Here is a 26,337-nt window from a genome sequence, read left to right on the forward strand (position 1 = left end):
GCCGGCGGATTTTCTGCGGTTACTTCCCGAAACCATGGCCGACAGGCCGTTAAGATCGCGAACTTCTGGCGCCTGCGCAGGCGTCTGTCTCCATCTTTCTCTGGTTTGGCCGCATCAACCACGGTCATGCATCCATGGCGAATGCGTCGATCGCAAGCGTGACACCCGCTCCGGCGTCGGCCGACGAGGCCGAGTCGTGGGTGCGCGGGGAACTCATCCGCAGCCTGATGCGTTCGGCGCGCGGTTCCTACATCGTGTCGGCGGCGCTCATGCCCGCCATGGTCGGCCTGAGCTGGGGCCACGTGCCCCGCTGGGAGCTGCTGACCTGGCTGGCCGCGGGCATCATCGCCACCACCTGCCGGGCCTGGGGCGCGCGCGTGTACGCCGTGCGCTATGCCGGACGCAGTGCCGTCGCGCAGCAGCAGTTCACCGACCGCTACGGCTTCGTGTGGAGCACCAGCGCGGTGGTGTGGGGCTGCTCGGTGCTGCTGTTCTTCGAGCGCACGCCGCAGGTCAACCAGTTCATGAGCTGGCTCATCGTGGCCGGCGTGGGCACCTTCCCGCTCAACGGGCTGGCGCTGCACCCGCCGCTGCTCAAGCGCTATGTCAACACGCTGTTCATCACCATGCTGGGCGCGGTGCTGGTGCGTCTCGTGGCCGTGACCTTGCAGAGCCCGCAGTTCCAGTACGGCTACCTCATGCCGCTGCTGCCGGCGCTGCACTGGTTCCTGCTGCTGCGCGCCGGCCGCAACATCCATGAGACGGCGCGCAACAGCCTGGAGCTGCTGTTCCACAACCACATCCTGATCAAGTCGCTCACGCAGCAGCGGCAGGCGGCGGTGTCGGCCGTGGCCATGAAGAACCGCTTCCTGGCCAGCGCCGCGCACGACATGCGCCAGCCCGTGCTGGCGCTGTCGCTGTACGCCGACTGGCTGCGCAACGAGCCCGAGTTGGTGCTCGAACTCGCCCCGAAGATCGTGCGCGCCACCCACGCGGTGAACGCGCTGTTCGACTCCATGTTCGACCTGGCGCGCATCGACGCGGGCCAGGTGCGGCTGCACATCGAGCGCGTCGACGTGGCCGAGCTGCTGCACGACCTCGAGTTGCAGTACCGCCCCGTGGCCGAGAGCCGGGGGCTGGACTTCCGGGTGCACGTGACCGAAGGCTCGTTCCTCACCGACCCGATCCGCGTGCGCCGCATGATCGGCAACCTGCTCGCCAACGCCATCAAGTACACGACCGAAGGCGGCGTGCTGCTGGCTGCGCGCCAGACCCCCGAAGGCATGCGCGTGGAGGTGTGGGACACCGGCATCGGCATCGCGCCCGAGCACCTGCGCGACGTGTTCCTGGAGTTCTACAAGGTCGCCGACCACGCCGGCACCTCCGACGGCTTCGGCCTCGGCCTGGCCATCGTCGCGCGCCTGTCGCACGTGCTGGGCCACCCGGTCAGCGTGCGCTCGCGCCTGGGCAGCGGCAGCGTGTTCCGCGTGGCGCTGCACGATGCCGACGAGGCGGTGGCGCAGGCGCGGGTGAGTGCGTCGGGCGGTTGAGCGGCGGTTGTTGTTCCGCCCATAAAAAAACCGCGCACGAGGCGCGGTTCCTGATCAAACCAGCAGCTTCGCGGGCTCAGCCCGACAGGAGCCCATTCGTCCGTGCATAGTGCAGGGCCTGCGTACGGCTCTTCACGCCCAGACGGCGGAACAGGCGCCACAGGTGCACCTTCACCGTGTGTTCGCTGATCTCCAGGTCGGTCGCGATGTCGCGGTTGCTCATGCCCTTGTCGAGCATGGCGATCAGCTGCGTCTGGCGCTTGGAGAGCTTGCCGCTGTTGGCGGCCGGCATCTCTTCGGTGTCGTCTTCCGACCCAGCCATCAGCAGGCCGCGCAGGGCGGCTGCCAGCTCGTTGGAGCTGGCCGACTTCTCGATGTAGGTATCAGCGCCGGCCTCGATGCAGGCGTCTTCCATGTCGGCAGCCGGGGCCGCCGAATACACGGCGATCGGCACGTTCGGATAGACCTGCTTGACCGCGATCACGCCCGAGACGCCATTGGTGTCCGGCAGCTTCAGGTCCAGGCAGAAAAGGGTGGGCGCGCCACGCTGCTGGACCGAACTGGCGAGCTTGTCGAGCCGCTCGAGCTCGACGATGTTCTCGGCGGGGCGCAGGCGACGCAGGACCATCACGATCGCGTCGCGCATCAGGGGGTGGTCGTCGATGACATAAATGCTCATGTTTTCTTCCTTTGTGATCGCACCGTCTTCTCTCTTGTCACACCCGCCGGCGGATGGCCCGCGGGTTGTTGCCGGATCAATGTCCCTGAGTGGTGGACGTTGCCTCCGCCAGTGCCTCCAGCGCCTCGGTGGCGGCGCGAGCCTGTTGCGCGTCGACCGGTTCGAGCTGCGCGGCCAATGCCGTGAGCGCCGCGCCGCGTTGCGCCTGCAAGTCGGCGATGGTACGGCCCGCTTCCTGCGGTGACGCGAATCCACGGCTTTGCAAAAGGGTTTCGCCGCGCGCATCGAGCAGCTTGAAATAGAAAAGGCCGTCGGCCTTCTCGCGGTATTGCTTGAAGCTGGGCTTTGCCACCTTGGCGGCCTTGGCGCCGCCGCCGTCGCGGCCCGCCGCGAGGTTGCGCAGGCCGACCGCATGGCGCAGCGAGGTCATGAAGGGGCGCGACAGCTTGCGCGCCTTCTCGGCGCCCAGCAACAGGATGCGCTCGATCTCGGCCGGGTCGTTCATGAGCGCCTCGTAGCGCGCACGCAGCGGCGCCACTTCGCGGTCGATGCGCTCGAACAGCACCTGCTTGGCATCGCCCCAGGCGATGCCGTCGGCGTACGCCTTGCGCAGGGCTTCGGTTTCCTCGGCGCTGGCGAAGGCCTGATAAATCTGGAACAGGGCCGAGCCCTCGGTGTCCTTGGGCTCGCCGGGCGCGCGCGAGTCGGTCAAGATGCTGGCGATCTGCTTTTGCAGCTGCGCGCGCGGCGCGAACAGCGGGATCGTGTTGTTGTAGCTCTTGCTCATCTTGCGGCCGTCCAGGCCGGGCAAGGTGGCGACCGCATCGTCGATCTCGGCGTCGGGCAGCGTGAAGTGCTCGCCGTACTGGTGGTTGAAGCGCTGCGCCATGTCGCGCGCCATCTCGATGTGCTGCACCTGGTCGCGGCCCACGGGCACCTTGTGGGCGTTGAACATCAGGATGTCGGCGCCCATCAGCACGGGGTACATGAACAGGCCGGCCGTGACGTCGGCGTCGGGCTCTTCGCCCTTGGCGATGTTCTTGTCGAGCTGGGCCTTGTAGGCATGGGCGCGGTTGAGCACGCCCTTGCCGGTGACGCAGGTCAGGAACCAGGTGAGTTCGGTGATCTCGGCGATGTCCGACTGGCGATAGAACGTGACGCGTTCGGGGTCGAGGCCGCAGGCCAGCCAGCTGGCGGCAATTTCGAGCGTGGAGCGCTGGATGAGCGCGGGCTCCTGCACCTTGATGAGTGCGTGGTAGTCGGCCAGGAAGAAGTAGCTCTCGACGCCGGCCGCGACGCTCTGGCGCACCGAATGGCGGATCGAGCCGACGTAGTTGCCGAGGTGCGGCGTGCCCGACGGCGTGATGCCGGTCAGGACGCGCAGGGGAGCGGGAGAAGACGAAGCCATGTGACGGAAGGAGAAACTTAGAGCAGCATTGCCTTGAGCGGCGTGATGAGCAGGTTGACCACGAAGTAGCCGGCATCCATCAGCGGGCGCAGCCAGTAGGTGCTGACGATGCCGGCAAGCACCAGCGCCATCACGATGAAGAAACCGTAGGGCTCGATGCGCGCCAGGAAGTTTTGCGCCGGGCCGCTGGGCAGCAGGCCGGCCAGCACGCGGCCGCCGTCGAGCGGGGGCAGCGGGAACAGGTTGAAGGCCCACATCACGAGGTTGACCAGCACGCCGCCCTGGCACATCTTGATGAAAAAGGTTTCATTGACGCCGGCCGCGACGATCACGATCAGCAGCACGGCCCACAAAATGGCCTGGATGAAATTGGACGCGGGGCCCGCGAGCGCAACCCACACCATGTCGCGCTTGGGATGGCGCAGGCGGTTGAAGTTGACCGGCACCGGCTTGGCATAGCCGAACAGGAAGGCGCCCGAGGTCGCGAAGTACAGCATCAGCGGCATCAGGATGGTCCCGATGGGGTCGATGTGCTTCAGGGGGTTGAGCGTCACGCGGCCCATCATGGCCGCGGTGTTGTCCCCGAAGTGGCGTGCCACGTAGCCGTGCGCCGCTTCGTGCACGGTGATCGCGAAGATCACCGGCAGTGCGTAAATCAGGACCGTCTGTATCAGATTGGAAATATCCACTGCGCGATTGTGTCAGAGAGGAATGGGGCGGCCGAGCCGTTTGTCAGAGGCCAAGCACCGCGAGTGCACCGCGGCCCTGGCGCACCACGACCGGGTCGTCGCCCGTGCCCATGGGCGTGAGGTCGACCACGGTGGTCGGCTGCGACGGGCAGGCGCCGGCGTCGATGACGGCGCCGATCTGCTTCTCGAAGCGCTCGCGGATTTCCTGCGCGTCGTTCAGCGCCTCGGTCTCGCCGGGCGCGATGAGGGTGGTGGCCAAGAGCGGCGCGCCGTGCAGCGACAGCAGCTCCAGCAGCACCTTGTGGTCGGGCACGCGCAGGCCGATGGTCTTGCGCTGCGGGTGGCTCACGCGGCGCGGCACTTCCTTGGTGGCTTCGAGCAGGAAGGTGTAGGGCCCGGGCGTGGCGGCCTTCAGCAGGCGGTACTGCTTGTTGTCGACGCGCGCGTAGTTGGCCAGCTCGCTCAGGTCACGGCACAGCAGCGTGAGGTGGTGCTTGTCGTCGACCTGGCGGATGCGGCGCAGCTGGTCGACCGCGTCCTTGTCGTCCAGGTGGCAAGCCAGCGCGTAGCTGGAGTCGGTGGGCACGGCCACGATCTCGCCGCGCGCGAGCAGCGCCACGGCCTGCTTCAGCAGGCGCTGCTGGGGGTTCTCGGGGTGGACTTCGAAGTACTGGGCCATGGTGAATTGCTCCTGATCAGGATTCCGCCGGCTCGATCGGCACACGCCGCTCGCGCACGGTGAGCCACGCGCCGGCGGCGCCGCACACGGCGATCATCGCCATGCCGATCAGCGAGAAGCGGTCGGGCACGTGGGAAAAGATGAGCCAGCCGCCCAGCATCGCAAAGGCGATCTGCGCGTACAGGTACGGGGTGAGGGTGGAGGCCGGCGCGCGCTGGTAGGCCAGGATCAGCATGAAGTGTCCCACCGTGCCCATGAAACCCATGAGACACAGCAGCGCCCACCATTCCCACGAGGGCAGGGCGGTCCAGGCGAAAGGCACGGCCACCGAGGCGAGCAGCGTGCCGACCCAGCCCGTGTAGAAGTGCATGGTCAGCGGGTTCTCGGTCTGCGCGAGCTTGCTGGTGAGCACCTGGAACCAGGCGTTGGTCAGCACCAGCCCCAGCGGCAGCAGCACGGCCCAGCTGAAGCTGCCGCCGCCCGGCCGCAGGATGACCAGCGTGCCGATGAAGCCGCCCGCCACCAGCGTCCAGCGCAGCGGCGACACCTGCTCCTTGAGCGTGGTGGCCGCCAGCAACGTGATCACCAGCGGTGCGATCAGCACGATCGATGTGAACTCGGCCAGCGGCATGTAGCGCAGGCTGAAAAAGGCAAAGAGGCTCGAGCCCAGCAGCAGCGCCCCGCGCAGCGCCTGGTAGCGCGGGTGCTGCGTGCGCAGCAGGGCCGTGCCGCGCAGCGGCAGCAGCACCAGCGTGGTGGCCACGGCCTGGAAGGCGTAGCGGAACCACACGCCCATGAGCACGGGCACGGCGAGCGTCGAGTACTTGGTGGCGGTGTCGAGCGTGGCGAAGCAGGCCACCGCAAGAATGACCAGCCCGATGCCCGCGAGGATGCGTTCGGATTCGGTGCGGCGGCTGGTTTGTGCTGCGGCGCGTGCCTGGGCCAGCGCGGCGCTGGCCGCGTTGTCGGTGCCGGGCCCGGGGCTCTGGCTCACTGCTGGATGCGGTGGCCGAGCAGTTCCCACACCGGCGTGAGGGCGCCGGGCAACGGTGGCAGCTTGCCGAGATCGCAATGGCTCTCGTCGGGGCTGTGGAAATCGCTGCCGCGCGAGGCGGCGAAATCGAACTCGAGCGCCTTGTCGGCGTACTCGACGAACTCGGCCGGCGTGTGGCTGCCCGTGACGACCTCGATCGCCTGGCCGCCGTGCGCCTTGAATTCGAGGAACAGCGCGTACTCCTCGTTGGCCGTGAACTTGTAGCGGCCCGGGTGCGCGATCACGGCCATGCCCTTGGCGGCGGTGATCCAGTGCACGGCATCTTTCAGCGAGGCCCAGCGGTGCGGCACGTAGCCCGGCTTGCCTTCGGTGAGGAACTTGCGAAACACCTCGGGGGTGTCGCGGCAGTGGCCCTGCTCGACCAGGAAGCGCGCGAAGTGCGTACGCGAAATCAGCTCGGGGTTGCCGACGAACTTGAGCGCGCCTTCGTAGGCGCCGAGGATGCCGACCTTGGCCAGCCCCTCGGACATTTCCTGTGCGCGCTTGCCGCGGCCGCCGCGCGTGTCGTACAGGCCCTGCGACATGGCCGCGTCGTCGGGGTCGAAGCCCAGGCCGACGATGTGCACGGTTTGGTTCGCGAAGGTCACCGAGATCTCGGTGCCCGTGAGGTAGCGCATGCCGTTCTCGCGCGCGGCTGCGGCGGCGCGGTGCTGACCGCCGACCTCGTCGTGGTCGGTGAGGGCCCAGAGCTCGACCCCGTTGGCGGCGGCGCGTGCCGCCAGCGCTTCGGGCGTCAATGTGCCGTCGGAGACCACGGAGTGGCAGTGAAGATCGGCATTGAGAATGGAGGACACCCCGCCATTCTAGGGGGTCTGGAATATTGACGCGGGCGCATGGATGCTATGGAAGCTGCTACTAAATAAATAGCATTAATGCGCCGGTGCATGCGGCTCAGCGCTTCTTGCGGAACGCCGCCCATCCGGCCACCGCGGTGAAGGTCAGCACGATCGCCACCACGATCCAGAACCCGTGCTTGTGCTCCGCCAGCGGAATGCCGCCCACGTTCATGCCGAACAGACCGGCCAGGATGTTGATCGGCAGCGCCAGCACCGTGACCACCGTCAGCACGAACAGGCTGCGGTTGTTGTCCTCGTTGACGTTGGCGGCGATTTCTTCCTGCAGCAGCTTGATGCGCTCCTGCAGCGCCTGCATGTCGCGCAGCACCACCGAGAACTCCTCGGTCGAGCCGCGCAGCTCCTGTGCGTCGGCCTCGGCCATCCAGGCCGGCGGGCCCTGCAGCAGGCGGAACAGGGCGGCCGGCTCGGGCGCCAGCAACCGCTGCAGCCGCACCAGCAGCCGGCGCAGCACGCCCAGCCGCGCGCGCTTGTGGTCCAGGCGGCCGGCCAGCAGCTCGTCTTCGATGCGGTCGATGCGCGAGGTCACGCCGCGCACGATCTTCACCAGCACGTCGGCCTGTGCGCGCAGCAGGTGCTCGAGCAGCTCGGTGCTCGAGCGCGGCGCCTCGCCCGCCTTCACGGCCGTGCGCAGCGCGTCGACCGAGCGCAGCGGCTTGGTGCGCGCCGTGACCACCAGGCGCGGGCCCACGCTGATCCACAGCGTGGAAATGTCCGAGGGCTCGAAGCTGAACTCGAAGTGCACGTCGTTGATGACCGCGATCAGCGAGTCGTCCGCGCGCTCGATGCGCGTGGAGGGCAGGCCTTCGTGCAGCGTCTCGTAGAAGGTGTCCGACAGGGCCGCGTGCCGCGTCAGCCAGCGCTCCGCATGCGCATGACTGAGGTTGAAGTGCAGCCACACGTAGGCGCCGCTGTCGTCGCGACGGCTTGCGTCGGCCAGCCACGCGGCGGCCTGCGCCGAATCGATGGCGCGCGCGGGCTCCGGCGCAGTGGCATCGAAGAGGTAGCCACAGATCAGCCCGGCTTCGTCGCCGCCATAGGACTGCGCGGCGAGGTCATGAAATACCGACAAGGTGCGTGGCCAGAAAAGACGTGGGAACAACAGGCGCCCGCCCGGTCGATGGGCTGCCAGCGTGCCCCGGATGGTGTTCGTGCCATGTGACAACGGCGTGTCGGCTTACAGAAAACAGCCGCAAAACCGTCACGCCGCCGTCATGCAGCGGGTGCAGCATGCTTTTTGTCTACCCGCCACTCTTGCCCCTTCTCATCATGCTGACGAGCGCCGTTCCCGACCACGAAGACCTGATGCAACGCATCGCCCGCGACCTGATCGACAGCTACGACGAAGAGCTCGAGCTGGAAATCGAAGACCGCAATTTCGACGGGCTCGACCCCGCCACTTCCAACACCTCGACCGACAAGGCGGCGCGCCAGGCCTATTTCAAGGAGCTGTTCCGCCTGCAGGGCGAGCTGGTCAAGCTGCAAGATTGGGTGCAGCACAGCAAGCAGAAGGTGGTCATTCTTTTCGAAGGCCGCGACGCGGCGGGCAAGGGCGGTGTCATCAAGCGCATCACCCAGCGTCTGAACCCGCGCGTGGCCCGCGTGGCCGCGCTGCCCGCACCCAACGACCGCGAACGCACGCAGTGGTACTTCCAGCGCTATGTGGCGCACCTGCCGGCCGCCGGCGAGATGGTGCTGTTCGATCGCAGCTGGTACAACCGCGCCGGCGTCGAGCGCGTGATGGGTTTCTGCAGCGACGACGAGTACGAAGAATTCTTCCGCACCGTGCCCGAGTTCGAAAAGATGCTCGTGCGCTCGGGCATCAAGGTCATCAAGTACTGGTTCTCCATCACCGACGACGAGCAGCACATGCGCTTCCTGGGCCGCATCCACGACCCGCTCAAGCAATGGAAGCTCAGCCCCATGGACCTCGAAAGCCGCCGCCGCTGGGAGGAGTACACCAAGGCCAAAGAGATCATGCTGGAGCGCACCCACATCCCGGAGGCACCGTGGTGGGTGGTGCAGGCGGTCGACAAGAAGAAGGCGCGCCTGAACTGCATCAGCCACCTGCTAGGACAGCTGCCTTACCAGGAAGTGGCGCATGCGCCGGTCGAGTTGCCTGCGCGCGAGCGGCATGACGACTACCTGCGCCAGCCGGTGCCCGCCAACATGATCGTGCCGGAGATCTACTGAGGGATCAGCGGCAGCTTTAGTCAGTTGGCCGCCCGGCGCTTTTGCCTGCACACTGCGCCATGGCCCGTCGCTCCACCGCTTCCTTCTTCGCCCGCGCCTACGAGCGCAACCTGAAGGCACTCACCAAGCTCACGCTGAGCAACGGCAAGCGCGTGGCCGGCCAGGTGCAACGCGCCACCGCCAAGCGGCTCAAGCCGCCGCCCGGCAAGGGCGACTGGCTCAGCGGCATGGCGATGGGCGCGGGCGGCGCGCGCGGCTATCACTTGTTCCGTCCGGCCGACCTGGCGCTGCAGCCTGGCGAGAAACTCCCGCTCATGGTCATGTTGCACGGCTGCGGCCAGACCGGGCGCGACTTCGCGGCCAGCACGCGCATGAACGCGCTCGCGGTGCGCGAACGCTTTCTCGTGCTCTACCCCGAGCAAGACCGCATCGCCCATCCGCAGGGCTGCTGGAACTGGTACGAGCGCCGCTCCGGCAAGGCCGACGCCGAGGCCGCGACGTTGATGGCCGCGGTCGACCAGGCCTGCATGCTGTACCCCGTGGACCGCGACCGCGTGGCCGTGGTCGGCCTGTCGGCGGGTGCGAGCATGGCGGCGCTGCTGGCCACGCGCTATGCGAACCGCTTTCGCGCCGTGGTCATGCACTCGGGCGTCGCGCCCGGCGCCGCCAAGTCATCGGCCACCGCGCTCGGCGCCATGCGCGGTCAGCACGTGCCGCCGATGCCCGTCACCGCGGTCGGCAAGGCCATGGGCGCCGCGGCCGTCTTCTCGACGCTGCCGCCCCTGCTGGTGCTGCACGGCGACGCCGACGCCGTGGTCGCGCCCAGCAACGCCGTGAGCAGCGCGGCCGTGTGGGCCACCGCCGTCGGCGCGCACGCCGGCATACCGCGAGACCTGCAGCGCGGCCAGCGCCGTGCCATGCGCGTGACCGACTTCAAGCGCCAGGGCCGCACCCTGGTCACGCTGTGCGAGATCGCGGGGCTCGACCACTCGTGGAGCGGCGGCGCGCGGGGGCTGCTGTTCAGCGATCCGATCGGGCCCGATGCGACGCGCATGGCGTGGGCGTTTGCGGCCGCGCAGTTCAAGCGGCCGCGCTGAGCAGCTGGCGCCTTGGCGGACAGACTGAGCGTCGAGGTGCGCGACAGCGCTAGGCAGTGGCAACCCGGACAGCGCCGAGGCCACGCGCTGAGCGGCGGCGATCAGGTCGCGCACGATGCGCTCATCGATGTTCATGTCGCCTTCGTATTCACCGAGGTTGCGAATCTCGTGCCCCTTGGCCAACACGCGCCAGACTTCCGGCCCCAGCGCCAGGGTGTGTGGCAGCACCTGGAAGACGATGAAGCGGTTGGCCGATCGGTAGCCATGCCATCGCAGCGCCGCGAGGCACAAGGCATGCGCCGCGTTGTAGGCCAGATCGAAGCGGCTTTCCAGCGAGAGCTGGGTGACCTGCGCATCGGCCAGGCGCGCCAGTCCGGAGCGAAGCAGGCCCGCGAACTCGCGCGCATCGGGTGCTTCGGCCGTCAGCGGCTTCGACGGACCGCACAGGTTGTCAAGCGGGGAGAGCATGCGCGTCGCCGATCACCCAGAGCTTGGGCTGTGCCATGACGCGCGTGACGAAAGATTCGCCGTCCTTGAGCTTTCGCATCAGTTCTTTCCTCGTGAACAGGGTCGGGTTCACTGTACGGCCGAGGCGTGCCGAGACCGCGTCGAGCGCGAGAAAGAGATCCGAATACGCAAGCTCGTCACTGATCAGCAGCAGGTCGATGTCGCTTGCCGCGGTGTCGCTCTTCTTGGCCACCGAGCCGAAGACGAAGGCCGCGTCGATCTTGTCGACCACAGGCTGCAAGGCATCGCGCAGCGGGCCCGCGAGCCCGAAGGTCTTGCGCACGATGCTGCACAGCTCTTCGAAGATCGGCGCGTCCGCGTTGGCGCGGTAGTGCTTCTGGTTGCCGACACGCGAGGTCGTGAGCAGCCCGCTGTCGGTCAGTTGCTGGAGTTCGCGCTGCACCGCACCCGAGCCCGCGCCGGTAAGCTTGATCAATTCACTGGAAAAGAAGCTCCGGTCCGGCTGGCCGAAGAGGCAACCCAGCACACGCTGCTGCGTGGTCGTGAACAGGGCGTTCGCGAGGCTGGCGGACTTCTCGACAACCGGTGCTGGTGATTTCAATTTACCCATTTTGGGTATCTTAATGCCCAAAATGGGTTTTTCCAACCGTACAGGAATGTCATGGCCGATGACCTGCAATCGCTGACCCAGGCCTTGCGCGACTTCGCGCAGGCTCGCGACTGGGAGCAATTTCATTCTCCCAAGAACCTCGCCGCCGCCCTGTCGGTCGAGGCCGCCGAACTGCTCGAGCATTTCCAGTGGCTCACCGAAGCACAGAGCCGGGCGCTGCCTGAAGACAAGCGCGCCGAGATCGGCACCGAAATCGCGGATGTCCTGCTCTACCTGCTGCAGCTGGCCGACAAGCTCGGCATCGACCCGGTCGAGGCGGCGAAGCACAAGATGCTCGCCAACGCCGTGAAGTACCCGGTGCCGCCACCCGCCTGAGTACCTCCGTGTACGCCACCCGGCGTATTTCCCCTTGGTGGTGCGTTCCGCAGACTCCCTCCATCGCCAGCCCTGTGCTGTCGAACGGTTCAATCAACCCGGAGCAGGAGTCCACATGCAACGTCGTTTCACCCTTCAGGCGCTCACCGCCGCCGTAGCGCTGGCCAGCATTGGTGCTGCGCCCGCATTCGCCGCCGACACCATCAAGGTCGGCGTGCTGCACTCGCTGTCGGGCACGATGGCCATCTCGGAAACCGTGTTGAAAGACACGGTGCTGATGGCCATCGACGACATCAACAAGAAGGGCGGCGTGCTGGGCAAGCAGCTCGAGCCCGTGATCGTCGACCCCGCCTCCAACTGGCCGCTGTTCGCAGAAAAGACCAAGCAGCTGCTCGGCCAGGACAAGGTCTCGGTGATCTTCGGCTGCTGGACCTCGGTGTCGCGCAAGTCGGTGCTGCCGGTGGTCGAGGAAATGAACGGCCTGTTGTTCTACCCCGTGCAGTACGAGGGTGAAGAACTCTCGAAGAACGTGTTCTACACGGGCGCCGCGCCCAACCAGCAAGCCATTCCGGCCGTCGATTACCTGATGAGCAAGGAAGGCGGCGGCGCCAAGCGCTGGGTGCTGCTGGGCACCGACTACGTGTACCCCCGCACCACCAACAAGATCCTGCGCGCCTACCTCAAGAGCAAGGGCGTGAAGGACACCGACATCGACGAGAAGTACACGCCGTTCGGCCACAGCGACTACCAGACCATCGTTGCCGACATCAAGAAGTTCTCGGCCGGCGGCAAGACGGCGGTGGTCTCCACCATCAACGGCGACTCCAACGTGCCCTTCTACAAGGAACTGGGCAACGCAGGCCTGAAGGCCAAGGACGTGCCGGTCGTCGCCTTCTCGGTGGGCGAAGAAGAACTGCGCGGCGTGGACACCAAGCCGCTCGTGGGCCACCTGGCCGCATGGAACTACTTCATGTCGATCAAGAACCCGACCAACACGGCGTTCATCAAGCAGTGGGGCGACTACGCCAAGGCCAAGAACATCGCCGGCCACAAGGACAAGCCGCTCACCAACGACCCGATGGAAGCCACCTGGATCGGCATCCACATGTGGAAGCAGGCGGTCGAGAAGGCCAAGAGCACCGACACCGACAAGGTGATCGCAGCGATGGCCGGCCAGACCTTCACGGCGCCGTCGGGCATCGTCTCGAAGATGGATGAGAAGAACCACCATCTGCACAAGAGCGTGTTCATCGGCGAGATCAAGGCCGACGGGCAGTTCGGCGTGGTGTGGAAGACGCCGGGTCCGGTGAAGGCGAAGCCTTGGAGCCCGTACATCGAAGGCAACGACAAGAAGCCTGACTACCCGGCTGGCAAGTCGATGTAAGCGTGTTCCTCCCTCCCCTTCGGGGGAGGGCAGGGGTGGGGGCTGACGGCGGTCGATCTGGTCGCAGCGCCTGAATGAGCGCCGCGTGCCCCCATCCCAACCTTCCCCCGGAAGGGGAAGGGGCCAACCCCAACTTCCAGTTTCATGATGCTTCGACGAACCCTTCACTGCGCCTTCGCCGCCATGCTCCTCGCAGCGTCGGCCGCCCACGCGCTGACCGCCGACGAAGCCCGGGCCATCGCCTCCGGCGAGTCCGAAGCCCGCATCGCCGCGCTCAACAAGGCCGTCCTCACTGCCGACGACAAGACCTCCGCCTTCATCCAGGCCATGGCCGACGACGCCGTGAAGTACACCGAAGACAAGGTCTTCGTGATGAAGGACGACAAGGGGTACGACCCCGTCACCGGCACCGAGCTGAAGGTGCCCGACACCGCCGAAGACGTCGTCAACAACAACCTCATGCGCGGCGCGCTCGATGCCGCGCAGGCCGCGCTCAAGCTCACGAGCACCGACGACGCGGTGCGCGCCGAAGCCGCGCAGGCGCTCTTCAAGGAGCCCGACGAATCGCGCGTGCCGATGGTCGAGAAGGCGCTGGCCGCCGAGACCAACCCCAAGATCAAGGCGCAGCTCGAACTCGTGCGCGCCGCCAGCATGCTCACGAGCGCCGACAAGGCCAAGCGCCTCGCCGCGGCCAAGGAGCTGGGCAACAACCAGAACCCCGACACCAAGCTGCTGCTCAACCAGCGCCTGGCCGACGAGACCGAAGCCGATGTGAAGGCGGCCATCACCGCCTCCATCGCGAACATCGACGGCGCGCTGGTCTGGGGCGACCGCATCAACGCCGTGTTCAGTGGCATCAGCCTGGGCTCGGTGCTGCTGCTCGCGGCGCTCGGCCTCGCCATCACCTACGGCCTGATGGGCGTCATCAACATGGCGCACGGCGAGCTGATGATGATCGGCGCCTACGCCACCTACGTGATGCAGGGCATCTTCCAGAAGTACATGCCTGAGGCGGCGTTCGGCTGGTACCTGGTCGCCGCGATTCCCGTGTCCTTCCTCGCATCGGCGCTTGTGGGCGCGGTGCTGGAGCGTGGCGTGATCCGCTTCCTCTACGGCCGCCCGCTCGAGACGCTGCTCGCCACCTGGGGCATCAGCCTGATGCTGCAACAGCTCGTGCGCACGCTGTTCGGCGCGCAGAACGTCGGCGTCGAAAACCCCGGCTGGATGAGCGGCGGCTTCACGATGTTGAGCAACGTCACGCTGCCGTGGAACCGCATCTGCATCATCATCTTTGCGGCGCTGGTGTTGCTCGCGATGGGTTGGCTCATCGGCAAGACGCGTCTTGGTCTTTTCGTGCGCGGCGTCACGCAGAACCGGCCGATCGCCTCGTGCATGGGCGTGAACACCGCGCGCATCGACACCTATGCGTTCGCGCTCGGCTCCGGTATCGCCGGCCTGGCGGGCTGCGCGCTGAGTCAGATCGGCAACGTCGGCCCCGACCTGGGCCAGAGCTACATCGTCGACAGCTTCATGGTGGTCGTGATGGGCGGCGTCGGCCAGCTTGCGGGCACCGTGTATGCGGCGCTGGGGCTGGGCATTCTCAACAAGTTCATCGAAGGCTGGGCGGGCGCGGTGCTCGCGAAGATCGCGGTGCTTGTCTTCATCATCATCTTCATTCAAAAGAGACCTCAGGGCATCTTCGCCATGAAGGGCCGGAGCGCAGAAGCATGAGCAAGGTCGTACTCCCAACCAAGGGGCCGCTGCTGAGCGGCAAGGGCTGGACGGCCTTTTTCGTCGCGCTGATCGTGGTGTGCGCGATCGCGCCGGTGCTCAACATCGTGGTGCCGGTAGACAGCCCGCTGCACATGAGCGACTACGCCGTGGCGCTGGTCGGCAAGATCATGTGCTACGCCATCTGCGCGCTGGCCATGGACCTGATCTGGGGCTACACCGGCATCCTCTCGCTGGGCCACGGCCTGTTCTTCGCGCTCGGCGGCTACATGATGGGCATGTACCTCATGCGGCAGATCGGCCGCGACGGCAACTACAAGAGCGATCTGCCCGACTTCATGGTGTTCCTCGACTGGAAGGGACTGCCCTGGCACTGGACCTTCAGCGGCAGCTTCGGCATGACGCTGCTGCTCATCGTCGCGGTGCCGGGCCTCATCGCCTTCGTGTTCGGCTTCTTCGCGTTCCGCTCGCGCATCAAGGGCGTGTACTTCTCGATCATCACGCAGGCCATGACCTTCGCGGCGATGCTTCTGTTCTTCCGCAACGAGACGGGCTTTGGCGGCAACAACGGCTTCACCGACTTCAAGCGCATCCTCAACATTCCGATCGCCACGCAAGAGATGCGCATGACGCTGTTTGCCCTCACGGGTCTCACGCTGCTCGGCTTCTTCCTCTTCGCCAAGTGGCTCATCGGCAGCAAGTTCGGCCGCGTGCTGCAGGCCATTCGCGATGCCGAGACGCGGGTGATGTTCTCGGGCTACAACCCGCTGCCGTACAAGCTCACGATCTGGGTCATCTCCGCCATCATGTGCGGCGTGGCCGGCGCGCTGTACGTGCCGCAGGTCGGCATCATCAACCCGGGCGAAATGAGCGCGGCCAACTCCATCGAGATCGCGGTGTGGGCCGCGGTGGGCGGACGCGCCACGCTGATCGGGCCGATCATCGGCGCCTTTATCGTCAACGGGGCCAAGAGCTGGCTCACCGTCGCCTACCCCGAGTACTGGCTGTACTTCCTGGGCGCCTTGTTCATTGCTGTCACGCTGTTCCTGCCGAACGGCATCGTGGGTCTGGTGAAGAAGTGGTTGTCCCGCGAGAAGGCCGCGCCGGCCGAACCCGTGCAAGAAGCACGACGCGCCATCGCTGCAGAGAAGGGCGTCGAACCCGAGGCGCTGGTCTCGCTGCCCGTGGACGCAAAGGGAGCCCGCGCATGACACCCGACCTGATGGAAGCCGGCGCCGAGCGCGCCGCACGCGCAGCCCACCTGCATGCGGGCACGGGCCAGACCGAATCGGGCGGCCGCGAGGCCGGCTTCGGCCGCATCGCCACGCCGGGCGAGGTCGACATCACCCACGGCCGCATCCTGTACCTCGAAGACGTGAGCGTGAGCTTCGACGGCTTCAAGGCCATCAACAAGCTCTCGCTCGACATCGCGCCGGGCGAACTGCGCTGCATCATCGGCCCCAACGGCGCGGGCAAGACCACGATGATGGACATCATCACCGGCAAGACGCGGCCCGATTCGGGCACCGTGTTCTTCGGCAGCACCATCGACCTGCTGCGCCACCGCGAGGCCGACATTGCGCAGCTGGGCATCGGCCGCAAGTTCCAGAAGCCGACGGTGTTCGAGCACCTCACCGTGTTCGAGAACCTCGAGCTCGCGCTGAAGACCGACAAGGGCGTGCGCGCGTCGATGCTGTTCAGGCTCGACTCGGCGCAGAGCGACCGCCTCGCCGAAGTGCTGGAAACCATCCACCTCGCGGACAGTGTGTCGCGCCTGGCCGGTAACCTGAGCCACGGCCAGAAGCAGTGGCTCGAAATCGGCATGCTGCTGATGCAAGACCCGAAGCTGCTGCTGCTTGACGAGCCCGTGGCCGGGATGACCGACGAGGAAACCGCGCGCACCGCCGAGCTGTTCCTCACGCTCAAGGGCAAGCATTCGCTGATGGTGGTGGAGCACGACATGAGCTTCATCCGCACGATCTCCGAGATCGTGACCGTGCTGTGCGACGGCTCGGTGCTGGCGCAGGGCACGCTCGACGAGGTGCAGGCCGACGAGCGCGTCATCGAGGTTTACCTGGGCCGCTGACGGAGGAACCGAAGCCATGCTGACAGTCAAGAACATCCACCAGTACTACGGCGGCTCCCACATCCTGCGGGACGTCAGTTTCGAGGCGCATCTGGGCAAGGTCACCGTGCTGCTCGGCCGCAACGGCGTCGGCAAGACGACGCTGCTGAAGTCGCTCATGGGCCTCGTGCCCATCAAGAGCGGCAGCATCGAACTCGAAGGCAAGCCGATCCACAAGGCCACGCCGTACGAGCGCGCCCGCGCCGGCATCGGCTTCGTGCCGCAGGGCCGCGAGATCTTCGCGCGGCTCACGGTCGAGGAGAACCTGCGCATGGGGCTGGCCTACAAGAGCGGTGGCACGCCGATTCCTGCGGAGCTGTTCGAGCTGTTCCCGGTGCTCAAGCAGATGATCCACCGGCGCGGCGGCGATCTGTCGGGCGGGCAGCAACAACAGCTGGCGATTGCCCGCGCGCTGGCGCCCAAGCCCAAGCTGCTGATCCTCGACGAGCCCACCGAGGGCATCCAGCCCAGCATCATCAAGGACATCGGCCGCGTCATCCGCATGCTCGCCGACCGCGGCGACATGGCCATCGTGCTGTGCGAGCAGTACTACGACTTTGCGCAGGAGCTGGCCGACGACTACCTCGTGATGGAGCGCGGCGAAGTCATCGCGCGCGGCCTGGGCAAGGACATGGAAGCGCAGGGTGTGCGGCAGCTGGTCGCGATCTGAATTGCAAGACGGTACCGACGCGCCGCACGAACGCATCTTCACAATTTAGGGGTTTACCCTAGAATCGGGCCTCGCCCGCGTCCGCCGGGCACCCCCCAGGAGCCCGGCCTTGAACGCCTCACCGTCCGCCCGCGAAGGCGCGGAAACCACTGCCATTTCGCCGTCCGTCACGTCCCAGCAGTTCCTGCGCGCGGTGCTCGCATTGGGCGTCGGTGGCTTTGCCATCGGCACCGGCGAGTTCGTCATCATAGGCCTGCTGCCCGAGGTCGCGAAAGACATCGCCGTCACCATCCCGCAGGCCGGCCACGTCATCAGTGCCTACGCGCTGGGCGTGGTCATCGGTGCGCCCGTGCTCGCGGTGCTGGCCGCCGGCTGGGGCCGACGCGCGCTGCTGATCGCGCTGATGGCCGTGTTCGCGGCCGGCAACTTCGCCAGCGCGATGGCGCCCGGCTACCTGTCGCTCAACCTGCTGCGCTTTGCCACCGGCCTGCCGCACGGCACCTACTTCGGCGTCGCCGCGCTCGTGGCCGCCACGCTCGCACCGCCGGGGCGCCGCGCGCGTGCCGTGGGCCTCGTGATGCTGGGGCTCACCGGCGCCACGCTGGTCGGCGTGCCCATCGCGGCGTGGCTCGGCCAGCTGTTCGGCTGGCGCGCGGCCTTCGTGTTCGTCGGCGTCATCGCGCTCGTCGCCGTGGTGCTGCTGCGCCGCGACGTGCCCGACATCGCACCCGCCGCCGGTGCCAGCCCGTGGCGCGAACTCGGCGCGCTCAAGCGCAAGCAGGTGTGGTTCACGCTGGGCATCGGTGCCATCGGCTTCGGCGGCATGTTCGCGGTGTTCAGCTACATCAAGCCCACGCTGATCGAAGTGGCCGGCCTGCCGCTGGGCGGCGTGCCCTTCGTGCTCGCGCTGTTCGGCCTGGGCATGGTCACCGGCAACCTCGTGGGCTCGCGGCTGGCCGACAAGTCGCTCATGCGCACCATCGGCGGCGTGCTCGTGTATGCGGCGCTGGTGCTCGCCACCTTCACCTTCGCGGCGCACCACGTCGTGACGGCGGCCTTCACCGTGTTCCTGATCGGCACCACCGTCGCCATCGGCCCGGCCCTGCAGATCCGCCTGATGGACGTGGCCGGCGACGCGCAAACCCTCGCCGCTGCGCTCAACCACTCGGCCTTCAACATGGCCAATGCCCTCGGCGCCTGGCTTGGCGGCGTGGCCATTGCGGCCGGCCTGGGCTGGACGTCGACCGGCTGGGTCGGCGCGCTGCTGGCGCTGGCGGGCGTGGGCATCTTCGCCTGGGCGCTGGCGAGCGCGCGTGCGGATGCGCGACGGCCGGTGGCTGTGGCTTGCGAAGGCTCGGCGGGCTGAGAGGCCGTTCTTCCGCAGCGGTGCTGTAAGAGAAGGGCGCCAGAATCAGGGACGTTCCTGATGGCTGGAGTCCATGCAGATCCTTCGAGTGTTTGTGGCGCTGTGCCTCGCGGCGATGGGCGTCGCCATGCTGTGTGTCGCGCTGCTGTCGGCGCTTGATGCTGCGGTCATTCTTTTTTCTTACGACAAGGTCGAGGGTGTCGTCACCGGCGCCGGCAACACAGAGGTCCGGGTCGACTACGTCCGGCCCGACGGCCGACGGGCTGTCTTGTACGCACGCAGCGGCGGCAAGTTCGATGCACGCCCCGTGGGCAAGAAGGTCGCGGTCCTGCTGCCTCCGAAAGATCGGTTGGACGGCACGCTCAAGCCGATCCTCAAGGACGACCTGAACCCCGTCGCCATGGAATTCATGTTCGCGGTGTTCTTTCTCGTAGGCGCATTGGTGATCTGGGTGGGACGCTCCGGCGGTGCTTCTTCGCAGTCGAGCGAAGACCTGCGCACGAGGGGCGTCGACACCCATCCGAAAGATCCCGAGCGGCCAGTGCGCCCGCAGGCGTCGATCGACTTCGAGCACACAAGCACCGAGACCCGCGAGATGGATCTCACGCGGCTGGCGCGCCTGCAGGCGTTGATCGACCGCGAGTACCCGAGCAGCGTCGACACCCGGCAGAGGGAGCTCGACCGGCAAGCGCGCCTGCAGGCATCGATCGACCTCGAGATCGCCGAGCGACGCGCCAAGAAAGACGCCCGATGACCACTCCGTTTTTCACCCGCCGACGCCTGCTCCACACCGGCCTCGCCGCCGCCGCGCTCGGCCATCCCTTTCTGCACCTGCGCGCCCAGCCCGCGGCGGCGCGCGACCCGTTCACGTTGGGCGTCGCCTCGGGCGCACCGCGGCCTGACGGCATGGTGCTGTGGACGCGGCTCGCGCCCGAGCCGCTGCAGGGCGGTGGCATGGGCGATGCGTCCGTGGCGGTGCAGTGGGAGGTGGCCGAGGACGAGCACTTTCGCCGCACCGTCGCGCGCGGCACGGCCCGTGCCGAGGCCGAACTCGCGCATTCGGTGCACGTCGAAGTGCAGGGGCTGCGACCGGGTCGCCCCTACTGGTACCGCTTCACCGCAGGCGGTGTGCGCAGCCCCGTCGGCCGCGCGCGCACCGCGCCGGCCGACACCGACGCCGCCGTGCAGCCGCTGCGCTTCGCCTTCGCCTCGTGCCAGCAGTACGAGGAGGGCTACTACGCAGCCTACCGCGACATGGCCACGCAGCCGCTCGACTTCATCGTGCACCTCGGTGACTACATCTACGAAAGCTCGCGCGGCTCGCACAACGTGCGCCGGCATGAAGGCGGCATTCCCACCGACCTGGCCGGCTTTCGCAACCGCTACGCGCTCTACAAGACCGACCCGCACCTGCAGGCCGCGCACGCCGCGTTTCCGTGGCTTGTGACCTGGGACGATCACGAGGTCGCCAACGACTACACCGACGACGTTTCGCCGCGCACGCCCGACCCGGCGCAGTTCCTTGCGATCCGCGCTGCTGCTTACCAAGCCTGGTACGAGCACATGCCCGTGCCCGCCCACATGCGTCCGCGCGGCGCCGGCGCCACCATTTACGGCCGCCATCGCTTCGGCCGCATGCTCGACGTGATGCTGCTCGACGGCCGCCAGTACCGGTCGCACCATGCCTGCCTCACGGGCCGCAGCACCAAGCCGCTGGCCGACTGCGCCGATCGCCTGGCACCCGAGCGCAGCCTGCTCGGCATGCAGCAAGAGGCCTGGCTCGCGAACGAGCTTGCAACACCGCCGGCGCGCTGGACCGTCATCGCCCAACCAACCCTGCTCGCCGAAGCCGACCGCCAGCGCGGCCCCGGTCACGGCTACTGGATGGACGGCTGGGACGGCTATGCCGCCTCGCGCACGCGCCTGCTCGACGCGCTGGCCGCCAACCAGTCGCGCGGCGGCGATGCGCTGGTGCTCGGTGGCGACGTGCACGCCTTTTGGGCCGCCGACCTGCGCCGCGAGCCGCTGGGCCCCGTCGTCGCGACCGAGTTCGTCGGCGGCGCCATCACCTCCGAAGGGCCCAGTGCCGCCAGCGTGGCCCACATGCGCGCGAAGAACGAGCACCTGCGCTACGGCCGCGCCGACAAGCGCGGCTACGGCCTCATGACGCTCGACGCGCGCGGCTGCGCCATCGAGTTCCGCGCGGTGGAGGACGAGAAGAACGCCGACTCCGCTGTGGCGACCATGGCCCGCTTCTCCGTCGAGCGCGGCGCGCCCGGCGTGCACCTCGAATCCACCTGAATCTCCAGCGCCTGCAGGAATGCGCGGCCGTGCCTATGATGGCCGCCGCCCCTTCCTCCTCCCTCTTCTCCTACCCCTTGGAGCGCGCGCGCATGAGCATCCCCACCACCCGCCTGGGCCGCACCGGCCTCACCGTGTCCCGCCTGGCCCTGGGCACCATGACCTTCGGCCTGCAGACCGACGAGGCCGTGTCGCACCAGATCCTCGACAAGGCCGTCGACGCCGGCATCAACTTCCTCGACACCGCCGACGTGTACCCGCTGGGCGGCACCGTCGAGACCACCGGCCGCACCGAAGAGATCATCGGCAACTGGCTCGAGAAGCAGGGCACCGCGGGCCGCCGCCGCTTCGTGGTCGCCACCAAGGCCGTCAACAAGGTCGGCCCCAACCCCTGGGACCAGGGCGCCTCGCGCAAGCATTTGCTCGACGCCATCGACCTCTCGCTCAAGCGGCTGAAGACCGACCACGTCGACCTGTACCAGCTGCACATGGACGACCGCGAGACGCCGCTCGAAGAGAGCCTCGAGGCGCTCGACGTCATCGTCAAGTCGGGCCGCGCGCGCTACATCGGTGTGTCGAACTTCCTGGCCTACCGGCTGGCCCGCGCGCTGGGCAAGTCCGAGCTGCACCGGTTCACGCGCTTCGTGTCGGTGCAGCCGCGCTACAGCCTGCTGTTCCGCGAGATCGAGCGCGAGCTGCTGCCGCTCGCGGCGGAAGAGGGCCTGGGCGTGATTCCCTACAACCCGCTGGCCGGCGGCCTGCTCACCGGCAAGTACAAGCCCGGCGCCAAGCCCGAGGAGAACACCCGCTTCACCCTTGGCACCGCCGGCAACATGTACCAGGACCGCTACTGGAACGATCGCAGCTTCGACACCGTCACCCAGCTGCACGCGCTGGCCGACGAAGCCGGCGTGCCGCTGGCCACGTTGGCCGTGGCGTGGGTCATGGCCAACCCGCTCATCACCGCGCCGCTGCTGGGCGCCAGCCGCCCCGAGCAGCTCGACGCCACCGTCGCCGCCGCCAGTTACGTGCTCGACCCCGCGCTCAAGCAGAAGCTCGACGCGCTCACGGCCGAGTACCGCAAGGGCGACGCGCCCCGCTGAGCGAACGGGCGCGTGCCGGCGCCCTCGGATGGCCTGCGCGCAGTACGTGCTTGGGCCATGCAGGAGAATCGCGGCCGGCATGACGACTTCCCACACCACCTTCCGGCGCGCCGCCCTGCGGTACCACCCGGCATCGACCGAACGGCGGCCCGCATGGCGCAGCTGATGTCGCTGCTGGTGCAGAACGCGATCCTGGTGGTGTTTGCCGCCAGCTTTGCCGCGCGCCTGGGCCTGCCCGTGCCGGCCGCCGCCGTGCTGGTCGTGACCGGCGCGCTGCTCGCGGCGGGCGACGTGTCGGTGGTTGGCGTGGTGCTGGCCGCCGTGGTCGCCAACCTGCTGGGCGACGGCGCGTGGTTTTATGCCGGGCGCCGCTTCGGCTACCGCTTCATGCGGCTGCTGTGCCGCATCTCGCTGTCGCAGGACTCGTGCGTGCGACGCGGTGAATCGCTCATTTCCGACTGGGGCGGCATGTCGCTCGTGGCCGCCAAGTTCGTGCCGGGCGTCTCCGTGGTGGCGCCGCCCATGGCCGGCGCGCTGGGCATGTCGGTGCGGCGCTTTGTCGGCTTCGACATCCTGGCCGCGTTGGTTTGGACGGGCCTCTTCCTCGGCCTCGGCTGGATTTTTCGCGACCAGATCCAGCAGGTGCTCGCCGTGCTGGCGCAGGCCGGCGGCATCGCCACCGCTGCGCTGGGCGTGGTGCTGCTCGTGATGCTCGCCGTGCGCTACTGGCGCCGCCGCGCCTTCGCGCGGCTCACCGGCATGCCGCGCATCAGCGTCGACGAACTGTTCGACCTGATGAGCGGCGACGTGCCGCCGCTGGTGATCGACGTGCGCGGCGAAGCCGGCGTGCAGGTCGACCCACGCCGCATTCCGGGCGCGCTGTCGTACACCCTCAAGGCGCTGCAGCAGCGCAACCTCGACCTGACGATCGACCCCGACCGCGACGTGGTGCTGTACTGCAATTGCCCCAACGAAGTCTCGGCCGCGCAAGCCGCGCGCGTGCTGTTGGCGCGTGGGGCTCGGCGGGCGTTGCCGCTCACGGGCGGGCTTGATGCGTGGGTGGCGTCGGGGCGGCCGACGAGCCTGCACTGAAGACGGACACTCAATCCAGGCGTGTCATGGGACACGACAGGATCAGCCGCTCCTCTAGCGGCGAGTTGGCCCAGCCGGGCAGGGCACGGTTGCGGTACGACTCCATCGACTGATAGCCCTGCACGCCCCAGCTGTAGGTGCTGAGCCGTTGCACCTCGATCACGGGGTACAGGCATTGGCGGCTGGGAGACTTGAGGCGAAAGGCGATCCGCTCGCCTTCTTTCTTGTCCAACTCGTTGTCAAGAACCTCGTAGCGCGTGGGCTTGCAGATGCTGAAGCTCGAGTTCCACTCGATGGTCTTGGTGCGCACATACAAGCCGCCTGAACACGCGCGGCCTGTTCCGCTGAACTTCCCTGTGAATGGTGCGTCCGCAAGGGCGGTGCACGGACCCGCCATGACCAGCGCGATCAGCGCGAACGTTCGGCTCATCTGCATACCGCCTCCTTCGCCTTGCGCACTGCGAGCAGTGCATGGCCCATCTTTCGGTCGTAGTCTGGTGCGTCCATCTGGTTCTCCCTTGTGTAGTGCAGGCCTGGCGTTGTAAGCCGCCCCAGCAAGACACATTCGTATCGATCGTTACCCGAATGGGATTCCTCCACGCTCCTGCGAGGGAAAGCCCTGCACCGCCCCGGTGGTAGTCTCCCTCCCCGATGAACCTCCGCACCAAGATCGTCGCGCTGGCCGTCGCGCCTTTGCTCATCGCGCTGGTGCTGGTGGCCCTGGCCGTGCGCCACCAGGAGCACGACCTCGCCCAGCGCGAACGTGCCCTCATCGAGCGCAGCTACATGGCGCAGCGCCGCAGCGAGCTGCGCAGCTATGTCGACCTGGCCGTGAGCAACCTGCTGCCGCTGTACGAATCGGGCCTGGACGACGAGGCCACGCGCAATGAAGCCCTGCGCCGCCTGGCCACGCTCAACTACGGCGACGACGGCTACTTCTTCGTCTACGACATGGACGGCAACTCGCTCATGCACTCGCGCCAGCCCGACCTGGTCGGCCAGAACCTGTGGAACCTGCGCGATTCGCATGGCCGCTTCACCATCCAGGAGCTGATCAGGGGCGCGCGCGACAAGGGCGGCGCCTACGTCGAGTACGAATGGCGCAAGCCCTCGAGCGCGCAGATGGCGCCCAAGCTCGGCTACGTCACCGCGCTGCCGCGCTGGAACTGGATGGTCGGCACCGGCCTGTACCTGGACGACATCCAGTCGACCATGGACACCCTCGACCGGCAGATGAACGCCAACGTCACCGCCACGCTGCTGTGGATTGCCGGCATCGCCGCGCTGTGCCTGGGCGTGGTCAGCGCGGCCGGGCTGCTGCTCAACCTCAGCGAGCACCGCACCGCCGAAGCCAAGCTGCGCCTGCTCGCGCGCCGCGTGGTGCAGTCGCAGGAAGAAGAGCGCGGCCACCTCGCGCGTGAGCTGCACGACGGCACCAGCCAGACGCTGGTGTCGGCCAAGCTGCTGATCGAGTCGGCCGTCGAGTCGCTCGACCGCGCGCACCAGTCGCCGCCGCCCGCGCTCGGCAAAGCGCTGCAGCGGCTCAACGATTCGCTCATCGAGGTGCGCCGCATCTCGCACCGGCTGCGCCCCGCGCTGCTCGACACCCTGGGCCTGCCCGCCGCGCTGGAGCGCCTGGGCGCCGAGTTCGGTGAAGAAGGCGGCGTCGACGCATCGATCATGGTCGAGGGCGAACCCTTCGAGCTGTCGCAAGAAGCCAAGACCGCGCTCTTTCGCGTCACGCAAGAAGCGTTGACCAATGTGCGCAAACACGCCCGTGCGCAGCAGGTGCACATTGCATTGGGCTTCGACGAAGAGGCCGTGCGCCTGGAGATCAGCGACGACGGCATCGGCTTCAACGTCGAGGCCATGCAACTCGACCCGAAGCGCGGCATTGGCCTGCGCAACATGCGCGAGCGCATGGAGTCGATTGAAGGCCAACTGCGCATGCGCTCGGGCCGCGGCCACACGTCCATCGTGGCCGAAGTGCCCGTGCGGCGCGCAAAGCCAGAATAGCGGCCATGAATGAAGTCCCCGCCACCGCTGCTGCTGCCCCTGTGGTCGTGCGCCTTTTTTTGGTCGACGACCACCCGCTGGTGCGCGACGGCCTGCGCGCGCGCCTGGGCTCCATGCCCGGCCTGGAGATCGTGGGCGAGGCCGGCAGCGCGGCCGAGGCGCTGGCGCTCATCGGCCCCGCGCGGCCGCACCTCGTGCTCATGGATGTGGGCATGAAGGACATGAACGGCATCGAGCTGGCGGCGCTGCTGCTGCAACAACCACAGCACCAGCCCGCGCCGCACATCGTGATGCTCAGCATGTACGACAACCCCGAGTACGTGCAGAAGGCCCTGCAGGTCGGCGCGCGCGGCTACGTGCTGAAAGACGCGCCGGCCGCAGAGATCGTGGCCGCCATCGAGGCCGTGTCGGCGGGCGGCACCTTCCTGAGCCCGGCCGTGTCGAAGAAACTCTTTCGCAACCAGACACCGCGCCCGTTGCTCACGCCGCGCGAGGGCGAGATCTTGAGCGCGCTCGGCCGCGGCGAATCGAGCAAGCAGATCGCGCGCGACCTCGGCCTGAGCGTGCGCACCGTGGAGGCGCACCGCCAGAGCATCAAGCGGCGCCTGGGCATCGAAGGGCAGGCCGAGCTCATCAAGTACGCGGTGGAGCACGCACGGGAGTTCGGCGGGCAGGGCTGATGCGTTGTGGGTTGATGCGGGGCTAGGCCCTGCTTTCAGGGCCTGACTGTCAGGGCTTTGTGAATCGCCGCTACCGCAGCGCGATTACTTGCGCGAACCGCGCATTCCTCGGCGAAATATCTCTCTGCGCCGGGCAGGACTTCTCTACAGTGAATGCCCCTGTGATGAAACGACCCGCTATGTGGGCGACGAGGGCAGCACATCGCACCACGG

General features: G+C 67.5%; 25 protein-coding genes. 16 read left to right on the top strand and 9 right to left on the bottom strand.

Features of this window, described 5'->3' with window-relative positions:
- The first annotated feature begins 134 nt into the window (after positions 1 to 134).
- A complete protein-coding gene (gene shkS / locus CY658_RS05635) occupies positions 135 to 1,550 on the top strand; it encodes a surface-behavior sensor histidine kinase ShkS (protein WP_101489233.1) in 1,416 nt (471 codons plus the stop codon).
- A 76-nt stretch (positions 1,551 to 1,626) separates the two neighbouring features.
- Here the strand turns inward: shkS and CY658_RS05640 are convergent, their stop codons facing one another.
- The 7 genes from CY658_RS05640 to CY658_RS05670 form a co-directional block, all read right to left on the bottom strand.
- Positions 1,627 to 2,229, bottom strand: coding sequence for a LuxR C-terminal-related transcriptional regulator (locus CY658_RS05640; RefSeq protein WP_056578680.1), 603 nt, complete (start codon positions 2,227 to 2,229; stop codon positions 1,627 to 1,629).
- A gap of 76 nt (positions 2,230 to 2,305) precedes the next feature.
- Positions 2,306 to 3,637, bottom strand: coding sequence for a tryptophan--tRNA ligase (locus tag CY658_RS05645; RefSeq protein ID WP_101489234.1), 1,332 nt, complete (start codon positions 3,635 to 3,637; stop codon positions 2,306 to 2,308).
- Between the two features lie 17 nt (positions 3,638 to 3,654).
- The gene (locus tag CY658_RS05650; RefSeq protein WP_101489235.1) at positions 3,655 to 4,326 is read right to left on the bottom strand and encodes a site-2 protease family protein; all 672 of its coding nucleotides are present in this window, start codon (positions 4,324 to 4,326) and stop codon (positions 3,655 to 3,657) included.
- Between the two features lie 43 nt (positions 4,327 to 4,369).
- Positions 4,370 to 5,005 (bottom strand): L-threonylcarbamoyladenylate synthase, encoded by a 636-nt coding sequence (locus tag CY658_RS05655; protein ID WP_101489236.1) that lies wholly within the window; start codon positions 5,003 to 5,005, stop codon positions 4,370 to 4,372.
- A 16-nt stretch (positions 5,006 to 5,021) separates the two neighbouring features.
- Positions 5,022 to 5,999 carry a DMT family transporter gene (locus CY658_RS05660; RefSeq protein ID WP_101489237.1) on the bottom strand — a complete coding sequence of 326 codons (978 nt, stop codon included), beginning with the start codon at positions 5,997 to 5,999 and terminating at the stop codon, positions 5,022 to 5,024.
- Positions 5,996 to 6,853: a 3',5'-nucleoside bisphosphate phosphatase gene (locus CY658_RS05665; RefSeq protein ID WP_101489238.1), complete on the bottom strand. Its 858-nt coding sequence runs from the start codon at positions 6,851 to 6,853 to the stop codon at positions 5,996 to 5,998. The genes CY658_RS05660 and CY658_RS05665 overlap by 4 nt, the downstream gene beginning before the upstream one ends.
- A gap of 97 nt (positions 6,854 to 6,950) precedes the next feature.
- Entirely contained in the window at positions 6,951 to 7,985 is a 1,035-nt protein-coding gene (locus CY658_RS05670) for a transporter (protein WP_101489239.1), read from the bottom strand.
- A 197-nt stretch (positions 7,986 to 8,182) separates the two neighbouring features.
- On the opposite strand from CY658_RS05670, the gene ppk2 reads away from it, so the two are divergent.
- Both ppk2 and CY658_RS05680 read left to right on the top strand, forming a co-directional pair.
- The gene (gene ppk2 / locus CY658_RS05675; protein ID WP_180838920.1) at positions 8,183 to 9,106 is read left to right on the top strand and encodes a polyphosphate kinase 2; all 924 of its coding nucleotides are present in this window, start codon (positions 8,183 to 8,185) and stop codon (positions 9,104 to 9,106) included.
- 59 nt (positions 9,107 to 9,165) lie between these two features.
- Positions 9,166 to 10,203, top strand: a complete 1,038-nt coding sequence (locus CY658_RS05680; RefSeq protein ID WP_101489240.1) for an extracellular catalytic domain type 1 short-chain-length polyhydroxyalkanoate depolymerase — start codon at positions 9,166 to 9,168, stop codon at positions 10,201 to 10,203.
- 451 nt (positions 10,204 to 10,654) lie between these two features.
- Here the strand turns inward: CY658_RS05680 and CY658_RS05690 are convergent, their stop codons facing one another.
- Positions 10,655 to 11,317 carry a nucleotidyltransferase domain-containing protein gene (locus CY658_RS05690; protein ID WP_257884727.1) on the bottom strand — a complete coding sequence of 221 codons (663 nt, stop codon included), beginning with the start codon at positions 11,315 to 11,317 and terminating at the stop codon, positions 10,655 to 10,657.
- Positions 11,318 to 11,332: 15 nt separating this feature from the next.
- On the opposite strand from CY658_RS05690, the gene CY658_RS05695 reads away from it, so the two are divergent.
- The 11 genes from CY658_RS05695 (at position 11,333) to CY658_RS05745 (ending at position 23,428) form a co-directional block, all read left to right on the top strand.
- Positions 11,333 to 11,656, top strand: coding sequence for a nucleotide pyrophosphohydrolase (locus CY658_RS05695; protein WP_101489242.1), 324 nt, complete (start codon positions 11,333 to 11,335; stop codon positions 11,654 to 11,656).
- A 115-nt stretch (positions 11,657 to 11,771) separates the two neighbouring features.
- On the top strand, positions 11,772 to 13,040 hold the full coding sequence (urtA, locus tag CY658_RS05700; protein WP_101489243.1) for an urea ABC transporter substrate-binding protein: 1,269 nt from the start codon (positions 11,772 to 11,774) through the stop codon (positions 13,038 to 13,040).
- Positions 13,041 to 13,223: 183 nt separating this feature from the next.
- Positions 13,224 to 14,771, top strand: a complete 1,548-nt coding sequence (gene urtB, locus CY658_RS05705; protein ID WP_101489244.1) for an urea ABC transporter permease subunit UrtB — start codon at positions 13,224 to 13,226, stop codon at positions 14,769 to 14,771.
- Entirely contained in the window at positions 14,768 to 15,982 is a 1,215-nt protein-coding gene (gene urtC, locus CY658_RS05710; protein ID WP_101489245.1) for an urea ABC transporter permease subunit UrtC, read from the top strand. Before urtB ends, urtC begins: the two co-directional genes overlap by 4 nt.
- Positions 15,979 to 16,857 carry an urea ABC transporter ATP-binding protein UrtD gene (gene urtD / locus CY658_RS05715; protein WP_101489246.1) on the top strand — a complete coding sequence of 293 codons (879 nt, stop codon included), beginning with the start codon at positions 15,979 to 15,981 and terminating at the stop codon, positions 16,855 to 16,857. The genes urtC and urtD overlap by 4 nt, the downstream gene beginning before the upstream one ends.
- 16 nt (positions 16,858 to 16,873) lie before the next feature.
- Entirely contained in the window at positions 16,874 to 17,566 is a 693-nt protein-coding gene (gene urtE / locus CY658_RS05720) for an urea ABC transporter ATP-binding subunit UrtE (protein ID WP_101489247.1), read from the top strand.
- A gap of 109 nt (positions 17,567 to 17,675) precedes the next feature.
- The gene (locus CY658_RS05725; RefSeq protein ID WP_101489248.1) at positions 17,676 to 18,932 is read left to right on the top strand and encodes an MFS transporter; all 1,257 of its coding nucleotides are present in this window, start codon (positions 17,676 to 17,678) and stop codon (positions 18,930 to 18,932) included.
- Between the two features lie 88 nt (positions 18,933 to 19,020).
- Positions 19,021 to 19,686, top strand: coding sequence for a hypothetical protein (locus CY658_RS05730; protein ID WP_101489249.1), 666 nt, complete (start codon positions 19,021 to 19,023; stop codon positions 19,684 to 19,686).
- The gene (locus CY658_RS05735) at positions 19,683 to 21,233 is read left to right on the top strand and encodes an alkaline phosphatase D family protein (RefSeq protein ID WP_101489250.1); all 1,551 of its coding nucleotides are present in this window, start codon (positions 19,683 to 19,685) and stop codon (positions 21,231 to 21,233) included. Before CY658_RS05730 ends, CY658_RS05735 begins: the two co-directional genes overlap by 4 nt.
- A gap of 92 nt (positions 21,234 to 21,325) precedes the next feature.
- The gene (locus CY658_RS05740; protein ID WP_101490243.1) at positions 21,326 to 22,336 is read left to right on the top strand and encodes an aldo/keto reductase; all 1,011 of its coding nucleotides are present in this window, start codon (positions 21,326 to 21,328) and stop codon (positions 22,334 to 22,336) included.
- 153 nt (positions 22,337 to 22,489) lie between these two features.
- Positions 22,490 to 23,428 carry a VTT domain-containing protein gene (locus CY658_RS05745; protein WP_101489251.1) on the top strand — a complete coding sequence of 313 codons (939 nt, stop codon included), beginning with the start codon at positions 22,490 to 22,492 and terminating at the stop codon, positions 23,426 to 23,428.
- Between the two features lie 10 nt (positions 23,429 to 23,438).
- Here the strand turns inward: CY658_RS05745 and CY658_RS05750 are convergent, their stop codons facing one another.
- Positions 23,439 to 23,858, bottom strand: coding sequence for a hypothetical protein (locus tag CY658_RS05750; protein ID WP_101490244.1), 420 nt, complete (start codon positions 23,856 to 23,858; stop codon positions 23,439 to 23,441).
- 221 nt (positions 23,859 to 24,079) lie between these two features.
- Between CY658_RS05750 and CY658_RS05755 the strand changes: the two genes are divergently transcribed.
- Together CY658_RS05755 and CY658_RS05760 are read left to right on the top strand one after the other, a co-directional pair.
- On the top strand, positions 24,080 to 25,444 hold the full coding sequence (locus CY658_RS05755) for a cache domain-containing protein (RefSeq protein WP_101489252.1): 1,365 nt from the start codon (positions 24,080 to 24,082) through the stop codon (positions 25,442 to 25,444).
- Between the two features lie 5 nt (positions 25,445 to 25,449).
- The gene (locus tag CY658_RS05760; protein WP_101489253.1) at positions 25,450 to 26,124 is read left to right on the top strand and encodes a response regulator transcription factor; all 675 of its coding nucleotides are present in this window, start codon (positions 25,450 to 25,452) and stop codon (positions 26,122 to 26,124) included.
- Positions 26,125 to 26,337: the final 213 nt, after the last annotated feature.

It is taken from the genome of Variovorax sp. RO1 (assembly GCF_002849325.1).
In the GTDB taxonomy this organism is placed as follows: Bacteria; Pseudomonadota; Gammaproteobacteria; order Burkholderiales; family Burkholderiaceae_C; genus Variovorax.